This is a genomic window from Oleiphilus sp. HI0132, from assembly GCF_001635845.1.
The window spans coordinates 1-781 of sequence record NZ_LWGJ01001447.1 but is presented as its reverse complement, the minus strand read 5'-3'; the positions used below and the strand labels follow the sequence as shown (position 1 = coordinate 781).

Here is a 781-nt window from a genome sequence, read left to right as displayed (position 1 = left end):
CTTAGTTTACGCCACGTTGTACCACGTTTATTGATTAGTTCATCCCAAGGTACCTGGCTAAGCCAATCTTCGAGGCTTTGCTCATCAATAGGCGTCTTCTTATAGTCATGAAATTCAAAATCAATATCATGCGATTCCAGCCACGTTAGCGCTTTCTTCATGGTATCGCAGGCTTTAATTCCGTAGATTTTTACTGTACTCATTGTTTTACCTTGTACGAAAGTTGTTTGTGGAAAGAGCGTTAAAGAGATTCAACGAATTCACGAATTCGAGTTGCCGCTTCGATGCACTCTTCTTCACTGGCAACTAAGGCCATTCTGATTCTATTTTTACCCGGATTTAGACCCTTGACGGTACGAGACAAATAGCTGCCCGGAAGCACGGTGACATGCTTTTGTTGATATAGCTTTTGAGCAAACTCTTCATCCGATATCGGTGTCTCTGGCCAAAGGTAGAAGCTCGCATCACTTTGCTTGATGTTCAGTACCGGGCTTAAAATTTCAAGAACTGCCTCGAACTTTCGTTTGTAGGCTTTACGGTTCTCTTGTACGTGAGCTTCATCGTTCCAGGCTTCAATGCTTGCTAACTGGTGTTGAATCGGCATTGCGCAGCCGTGATAAGTTCGGTATTTCAAGAAGCCTTTTAACAAGTCGCAATATACCCAAGCACAAAAGGGTTACCTGAGTTTCGAAAGAGCATGACAAACTGGGCGACACAACGCTTTAATCTAAAGCCCGGCACTCTTTGCAGCGAAGATAATATTCTTCCGGTAAACGGCACA

1 protein-coding gene and 1 pseudogene are annotated in these 781 nt (G+C 43.7%); both read right to left on the bottom strand.

What is annotated here, in order from left to right; all coding sequences use genetic code 11:
• Positions 1 to 203: ArsC/Spx/MgsR family protein (locus tag A3766_RS22075; protein ID WP_369808651.1), on the bottom strand; the 203-nt coding region annotated here is incomplete at its 3' end.
• Positions 204 to 241: 38 nt separating this feature from the next.
• Positions 242 to 649 (bottom strand): annotated as a pseudogene (locus tag A3766_RS22070) (aminotransferase class I/II-fold pyridoxal phosphate-dependent enzyme); the annotation flags it as partial.
• Positions 650 to 781: the final 132 nt, after the last annotated feature.